Source organism: Solimonas fluminis (genome assembly GCF_002930645.1).
GTDB lineage: Bacteria > Pseudomonadota > Gammaproteobacteria > Nevskiales > Nevskiaceae > Solimonas_A > Solimonas_A fluminis.
In genome coordinates, this window is record NZ_PSNW01000017.1 from 62,651 (window position 1) to 69,338 (window position 6,688).

A 6,688-nucleotide genomic window follows, 5' to 3' on the forward strand; every position below is an offset into this window, starting at 1 on the left:
CGACAAAAAGTCGCTGCGGTCTGAGCGGCCGTTGCCGCTACCTTCCGCACCTACGCAGGAAGGGTGCCCGGTGCTCGACAGTCTGGCTGAAGCGGCTTCTGCTGGCGGGTTCCTGCCCCATGGGTATTGCCTTGCCTGGCGGCCTGAACTGGTCGCCGCATTGGTGGCCGGAAACCTCATCGTCGCGGCCTCCTATTACTCCATTCCGATAGCGCTGCTGTGGTTTCGCCACCGTAACCCTGATCTCCGCTACGGCTGGCTGGCCACGGTGTTCGGCGCCTTCATCTTCGCCTGCGGCACGACGCACGTCATCGATGTCGTCAATCTGTGGCGGCCGGTTTACCGGCTGGACGCAGCCGTGATGCTGGTAACCGCAGCCATATCGGCGGTGACTGCCATTTCGCTATGGTGGGTAATGCCCCGGTTGAACGACACGCTGCGATTCAACATCCGGGCGCGCGCGGAGCTGGCTGAGCTGAACCAGCAGCTGTCGCAAACCGTGCATAGCCTGCAGATGCGAACCGAGGAACTGGCCCGCAGCGAGCAGCGCTTCCGGCTTACATTCCATCAAAGCCCCATCGGCATGGCACTGGTGGAGTTGAACGGGCATTTCGCCAGGGCCAACGCATCGCTCTGTACTCTGCTCGGCTATCGGGAAGAACAGTTGCAGCAGATGGATTTCCAGGGCATCACTCACCCGGACGATCTGAGCGCCGACCTGAACAATGTCGATGATCTGCTGAGCGGTCGCCGCGAGTGCTACCAGATGGAGAAGCGCTACGTCGCCAGTGAAGGACGCCTCGTGCATGTGCAGCTGGATGTCGGGCTCCTGCGGGATCCCGAAGGAGCCCCGCTCCACTTCATCGCCCAGATCCAGGACATTACCCTGAGAAGGCAGCTGGAAGAGCAGCGGCGGCTCACCGAGGAAGAGATGCGCCGGCTGCTGGAGCATCTTGGCACCGCCGTGGTCGTCCATGGCCCGGACACCGGTGTTCGCTACGCCAATCCGGCGGCGCTGGAGATCCTGGGGTTGACCAAGGATCAAATCCTGGGACGGCAGGCGATCGGCATGCACTGGCGCTTCGTCCGACCTGACGGTACCGCGATGCCCCCGGAAGAGTTTCCCGTCAACCGCGTCCGCGAAACGAAAGCTCCATTGGGTGGTTGCGAGTTGGGGGTGATTACCGAGGAAGGCGGCGAGCCGCGCTGGGTCTTGGTATATGGGTTCCCGGAGCTTGACGCATCAGCGCAAGTGACCCGGTTTATCATGTCCTTCATCGACATCAGCGAGCGCAGGAGATTGCTCGAGGAGCTGGACCGCCAGGCGCGTCACGATTCGCTGACAGGCTTGCCGAATCGCCGGCACTTCATGGAGCAGGCCGAGCGTGAAGTCCGGCGCTCTCGTCGAACCGGGGCGCCCCTGTCGCTCTTGATGATCGACCTGGACCATTTCAAGGCCATCAACGATCGTCATGGCCATGCGGCGGGAGACGAAGTCCTGCGCATCGCCTCGGGCATCTTCCAGGACGAGGTTCGCGTTCAGGACGCCACGGCCCGCTTGGGCGGCGAGGAGTTCGCTGTTCTGTGCACGGACAGCAATGCCGATGGAGCCCGGGAACTGGGAGATCGAATACTGCAGAGATTGCGACAGGCGGTCATCTCCGTGCCGGGCAATCCTGGCGTGAGGATTACGGCCTCGATCGGAGTCAGCGTGCTTCGGAACGATGGCGTCGAGGACGATATCCTCGGCATGCTGGCACGAGCGGACGCCGCGCTCTATGCCGCCAAGGCAAAGGGGCGCGACCGCATGGAGTTCCAGGCGAAGGCGCGGACGCTGGACTAGCTGAATCGCTGCTGCCGTCGCCGGCGGCGTTTCCATCGCCGTGACCGCCCGCTGTCCTACGGCAGGCTACGGCTGAACGCCGGTCCGCGCGGCCTGGTTCCCCGACCGCTCGCGGACGAGGGCCCTCAGCAGCAGGTAGGACATGCCGGCGACCGCGTATCCGGCGATAAGTCCGAGCGAGAGCGGGGAATCGAAGCTGTACTGCGGATGGCCCGAAAGAGACCCGTGCAGCAGCGCGTGAATCGGCCCGAAGGCGCAGACCAAGGCCCGGGTCCGGAGCGACACGATGCGGTCATGGCTGAAGCACAGATGCAGGAGAACCGCCATCAGCGGAACATGCAGAAGAACGAAATATTGTTCGGCGACCGGATCGGGAAGGCTTCTCAGGATGTAGAGCAGCCGCCACTCCGATTGGGTCATCGCGTCCAGCTCATGCGCGTTGACCAGGGAGAAGGCAATCAGGAAGACGCAGTGCTGCAGGCGCTCCATCGGTCCTCCCTTCGTGGCGGGCATCGGCATGCGCAAGATCGGACGTTGATACTTTCGGGCCCGTCGCCAGGCCGACGCGATCAGGCACGCTGTCCAACGAGAAGGGCCCTGACATCACCTCCCGTCTTGTAGCTGTGGACCAGCAGGTAGATCGACAGGAAGAGCATGCCCCCGAACACCGCCAGCAATCCGAGCGTCCAGCCGGAGATGCTGAATTGATGCCTCCAGGCGACCCAGAATCCCGACAGCAGAAGGAGTGTAAAGAAGTCCAGATTGAACTGTCCCGGCCATCCCATCTCAGCCATATCGCCGAAGAAAACCGGGAGCAGGTTCCAGCCCTGCGTAGCGACCGTTACCGAGGTATAGCTCACGATGGCGAGCAGACATCCGACCAGAAAAATCTTGAACACCGTCATCATGCTTCTCCGCGAGTCCGGCGGTTGCTTTCGAGGAACTGGCAGCGGGCGAGCATGGCCAGCAGGCCGATGCTGCCCGTGCAGGCAATCAGTAGGAGCCAGGGGAAAGCACGCATTCCCGAAGCTCTGGCGCGCGGCAGCAGCAGCGCATAGGCGGTCCCGATCGCCAAGAGCAGATCGAACCAGATTTGGTTGGCCCAGGCGTTGCGGATATGCTCGTCCCATACCGCTTTCAAGCCGTGTTCCAGTACGGCATGGATCGACCACGCTGCGAAAATCGCAGCCAGCGCCGCCGTAAGGGTCCAGGCTGAACGTGATTCGGAACCCCTCCCACTCACAAATCCCAGGACGATCAGGAAGGCGGCGGCTGCCACCAGCGGGGCAATCGAGTACATGGAAGGCGGCATGGGCGGCTCCTGTAGCACTTGCTACATACTAATGGAATGTAGCGGATGCTACAAGGCAATCGGATATGGGTGTAAAGGACGAACAGCGGGATAGGGCCGTGACCCTCCTGGCTGCCCACCTTCTGCAGACGGGACTGGCGCAGACCAGTCTCAGGCAACTCGCTGCTGCGGCTGGCATCAGCGATCGAATGCTCCTTTATTACTTTGCGGACAAGGCGGAAGCGCTGGCCGCGGCCATGGCCAGGGTTGCCGAGGAGCTTGCTGGAGTGTTGTCCACCGCCTTGCCGGAGGGCAGGAGATGGCCGCCGGCGGAACTGGTTCAGCTCGCGGGAGCATCCACCACGCAACCGGAGATGCGCCGCTTCATGCGACTGTGGGTCGAGGTCGTCGCAGCGGCTGCCCGGGGAGAGCGGCCATTCGGTGAAATCGCAGAGCAGATCATGGCCGGGTTCAGGCAATGGGTAGATGCGAGGCTGCAGCTCCCCGCAGGAGCAGACCGCGCGGCCGTCGCCTCGGCGGTCATTGCCGTTATCGATGGGTTGGCGTTGGTGGACATCTGCATCGGGAAGGAGGCAACCGCACGAGCAGCGAAGGCCTTGAGCTTCTTCCAAGCGCAGAAGGGCTAGATTCCTTGTCCATCTAAGGCAGGGCACCGGCTTGCAACGATGAATAGGTTCGGAGGTGCTTCTTGATTCGATTGCTTTATCTGAGCCAGGCCAAGTTGGCGGCCGATGAAGAGCTCGAGGAAATCCTGGGCGCCGCACGCCGGAACAATCCGGCACTGGCCGTGACCGGCGTGCTGATCTACGGCGGCGGCTGGTACATGCAACTCCTCGAGGGGCCCGAGCACTCCGTCTTTCGGCTATACGCAAAAATCATCGACGACAGCCGCCACTCGGACCCCCGGGTCATCCACGTCACGCAAGCGTCGGACGCCATCTTCCGCGAATGGTCCATGGGCCTGGTGCGGCAGAATCCGCTGGAGTTCGAGCATGTCGCCGCGCTCAAGGCCCGGCGATTGGAAACGGTCAATTCTTCGGTTTTCGCCGAGACCCTGAAGGAATTTTCAAGGCGCCTGCGCGCATCCGACTGAGTCGGGACGACTTCGGGACCCAAGGATGGAAGGCCATCCGCCGTGAGCGGCCCTAAGGACCCACGGGGCTACTCCACGAGCGGTTCGAGCCAGACAATGACCCAGTATTCCGTTTCATCCGGACTCGGGCCCATCGGCCCCGACCGTTGACGAAAGAACTGCTTGGGCAGGAGCGGCGTGCCCTCGGATTTCTGGACCTCGCGGTATCCGCGTAGCTTCAGCTCGAGCACCAGGCGCTGGAGCTCGGCCTGCGGGAGCTTCTCGAGTCTTCGAATATGGTCCATGGAATCATGAGGGCTTGGCTATCCGTGCCCGGATCGCAGCGGCTTGTCCGGCGGTAACGCTACAACGGAGCACCATGCCTGTACGCGGGTCTCCGGGATTCGGTTTCAGCCAGGAAGCCCGTCGCCCGGAGCGCTTCGGAAATGCTGGACGTCGCCGCTGCGTAGAGGATCCTGCCGCTCTTGGCGGCCAGCCTCGCCGCCGATGCCGCTGCCTGCCCGAGAGCGCCGCCTGCCCGTCGAAGCAGGGCCGAGGCATTTGCCGCCAGGCTGTTCACGGCTGAGTTGCCCCAGGCGCAGGGCTGCGGAGCGCCAGGGCTCATCCGACTCATGGCGGGCTCTCGTAGAGAGAGTCGTGCGCCGACAGAAGGGCAGGCGGCGCGATCATCAGACTCGGTTGAGCGGCCTGTTGCGGCGCTCGCCGGCTTTGCATGCCTGCCACGAAGGCTCGCGGGAGAACAGCATGTGCAGGAACCTGGTCCTGATCCTGGGCGATCAACTGGATGCGAATGCATCGGCTTTTGATGGATTCGAGATCCGCCATGACCGGGTCTGGATGGCGGAAATCCGGGAGGAATCCACCCACGTGTGGTCGTCCAAGCAGCGCATCGCCCTGTTTCTCTCGGCGATGCGCCACTTCGCATGGCAGCTTCAGGAGCAGGGGCTGCCGCTGAGCTACCAGAAGCTCGGCGAGCCCGGGTCCGCGGACAGCCTCGCGGAAAGTCTTGGCCGGGCTATCGCGCGGCATAGGCCGGAGCGGCTGCTGATGACCGCGCCCGGCGATTGGCGGGTTCTGCAGGCCATTCGCGCCGAGGCACGGCGGCAGGGTTTGCCCCTGGAAGTCCGCGACGACCGGCATTTCTACAACAGCGTTCGGGAATTTCGCCGGTATGCCGAGGCGCATCCGCGGTTGCGGTTGGAGTACTTCTACCGGGAGATGCGCCGGCGGCATCATGTGCTGATGGTCGATGGCATGCCTGCCGGAGGAGTGTGGAACTTCGACGCGCAGAACCGGGCCGCGTTCGGACGCGCGGGTCCGCCCGAGATAAGTTCTCCGCCGCAGTTCGAGGCGGATGCCATCACTCGCGAAGTGATCGAGCTTGTCCTGGATCATTTCCCGGATCATCCCGGCACGCTCGACTCGTTCGGCTGGCCTGTCACCCGCCGCCAGGCCCTCCGGGCGCTGGATTGCTTCATTGAAAACCGGTTGCCGGATTTCGGCCGCTATCAGGACGCCATGTGGCCGCGGGAGCCCTGGCTATTCCATTCGCAGTTGTCGGCCGCATTGAATCTCAAGCTGCTCGACCCGCGCGAGGTCATCGGTGCCGCCGAGCAGGCCTGGAAGGATGGCAAGGCACCGCTCCCCGCGGCGGAAGGCTTCATCCGGCAGATCCTGGGTTGGAGGGAGTATGTGCGCGGCATCTACTGGACTCGGATGCCGGGATATATCGACCGCAATGCGCTCGAGGCGCGGCAGCCGCTTCCTGACTGGTACTGGAACGGAAATACGGAAATGGCCTGCCTGCGCGACGCGATCGGACAGACTCTCCGCCTGGGATATGCCCACCATATCCAGAGACTGATGGTGACCGGGCTCTATGCGCTGCTCCTCGGGGTTGATCCCAAGGCCGTGCATGGTTGGTATCTCTCCGTATACGTCGATGCCGTCGAATGGGTCGAGTTGCCCAATACCCTGGGCATGAGCCAGTACGCCGACGGCGGCCTGATGGCCAGCAAGCCTTACGCCGCCAGCGGCGCCTATATCGATCGCATGAGCCCCTATTGCCGGAACTGCCGCTATTCGCCGCGTGAGGCGGAGGGCGACCGCGCGTGCCCCTTCACCGTGCTTTACTGGGATTTCCTGATGCGGCACGAGGCGCTGCTTCGGGAGAACCCGCGCATGCGCATGCAGCTTCGCCACCTGGACGGCCTCCCGGCTCTTCGCAAGCAGAGGATTGCAATCAAGGCTCATGCCATCCGGCAGAACGGAGGGCAACCCTAGCGCCGCTCAGGGGTTCCGCTTGTCCGGGATCTGTGCCTGCCGCTCCGCTGCGCCTTCGGCGGGGTAGTCCCAGCCCTGCAGCTCGCGGCGCACCAGGGCCTCCAGGGCGGCGATGTGGGCCGGCTCGTCGTTCAGGGCGGGGATGTAGCGCAGGGCT

8 protein-coding genes are annotated in these 6,688 nt (G+C 63.5%); 4 read left to right on the forward strand and 4 right to left on the reverse strand.

Annotated features, from left to right (window positions below):
- Positions 1 to 70: 70 nt before the first annotated feature.
- Entirely contained in the window at positions 71 to 1,843 is a 1,773-nt protein-coding gene (locus tag C3942_RS20910; protein WP_165797565.1) for a diguanylate cyclase, read from the forward strand.
- A 66-nt stretch (positions 1,844 to 1,909) separates the two neighbouring features.
- Here the strand turns inward: C3942_RS20910 and C3942_RS20915 are convergent, their stop codons facing one another.
- The 3 genes from C3942_RS20915 to C3942_RS20925 all read right to left on the reverse strand — a co-directional run bounded on the left by C3942_RS20915 (position 1,910) and on the right by C3942_RS20925 (position 3,155).
- Complete coding sequence (locus C3942_RS20915; RefSeq protein ID WP_104232316.1) at positions 1,910 to 2,332, reverse strand: DUF6713 family protein; 423 nt, start codon at positions 2,330 to 2,332, stop codon at positions 1,910 to 1,912.
- 80 nt (positions 2,333 to 2,412) lie between these two features.
- Positions 2,413 to 2,748, reverse strand: coding sequence for a hypothetical protein (locus tag C3942_RS20920; protein WP_104232317.1), 336 nt, complete (start codon positions 2,746 to 2,748; stop codon positions 2,413 to 2,415).
- The gene (locus tag C3942_RS20925; RefSeq protein ID WP_104232318.1) at positions 2,748 to 3,155 is read right to left on the reverse strand and encodes a hypothetical protein; all 408 of its coding nucleotides are present in this window, start codon (positions 3,153 to 3,155) and stop codon (positions 2,748 to 2,750) included. The genes C3942_RS20920 and C3942_RS20925 overlap by 1 nt, the downstream gene beginning before the upstream one ends.
- A gap of 98 nt (positions 3,156 to 3,253) precedes the next feature.
- Here C3942_RS20925 and C3942_RS20930 point away from each other — a divergent pair, with 98 nt between their 5' ends.
- Both C3942_RS20930 and C3942_RS20935 read left to right on the forward strand, forming a co-directional pair.
- A complete protein-coding gene (locus C3942_RS20930) occupies positions 3,254 to 3,781 on the forward strand; it encodes a TetR family transcriptional regulator C-terminal domain-containing protein (RefSeq protein ID WP_207766183.1) in 528 nt (175 codons plus the stop codon).
- A gap of 62 nt (positions 3,782 to 3,843) precedes the next feature.
- Positions 3,844 to 4,248, forward strand: coding sequence for a BLUF domain-containing protein (locus C3942_RS20935; RefSeq protein WP_104232320.1), 405 nt, complete (start codon positions 3,844 to 3,846; stop codon positions 4,246 to 4,248).
- A 68-nt stretch (positions 4,249 to 4,316) separates the two neighbouring features.
- Here the strand turns inward: C3942_RS20935 and C3942_RS20940 are convergent, their stop codons facing one another.
- Positions 4,317 to 4,532, reverse strand: a complete 216-nt coding sequence (locus C3942_RS20940) for a hypothetical protein (protein ID WP_104232321.1) — start codon at positions 4,530 to 4,532, stop codon at positions 4,317 to 4,319.
- Between the two features lie 460 nt (positions 4,533 to 4,992).
- On the opposite strand from C3942_RS20940, the gene C3942_RS20945 reads away from it, so the two are divergent.
- Positions 4,993 to 6,531 (forward strand): cryptochrome/photolyase family protein, encoded by a 1,539-nt coding sequence (locus tag C3942_RS20945; RefSeq protein WP_104232322.1) that lies wholly within the window; start codon positions 4,993 to 4,995, stop codon positions 6,529 to 6,531.
- Positions 6,532 to 6,688 lie beyond the last annotated feature (157 nt).

Excerpts from the sequence above, each read along its gene's own strand:
- C3942_RS20940 (WP_104232321.1), bottom strand. The coding sequence starts at position 4,532 with ATGGACCATATTCGAAGACTCGAGAAGCTCCCGCAGGCCGAGCTCCAG.
- C3942_RS20945 (WP_104232322.1), top strand. The coding sequence starts at position 4,993 with ATGTGCAGGAACCTGGTCCTGATCCTGGGCGATCAACTGGATGCGAAT.
- C3942_RS20920 (WP_104232317.1), bottom strand. The coding sequence starts at position 2,748 with ATGACGGTGTTCAAGATTTTTCTGGTCGGATGTCTGCTCGCCATCGTG.
- C3942_RS20915 (WP_104232316.1), bottom strand. The coding sequence starts at position 2,332 with ATGGAGCGCCTGCAGCACTGCGTCTTCCTGATTGCCTTCTCCCTGGTC.
- C3942_RS20925 (WP_104232318.1), bottom strand. The coding sequence starts at position 3,155 with ATGCCGCCTTCCATGTACTCGATTGCCCCGCTGGTGGCAGCCGCCGCC.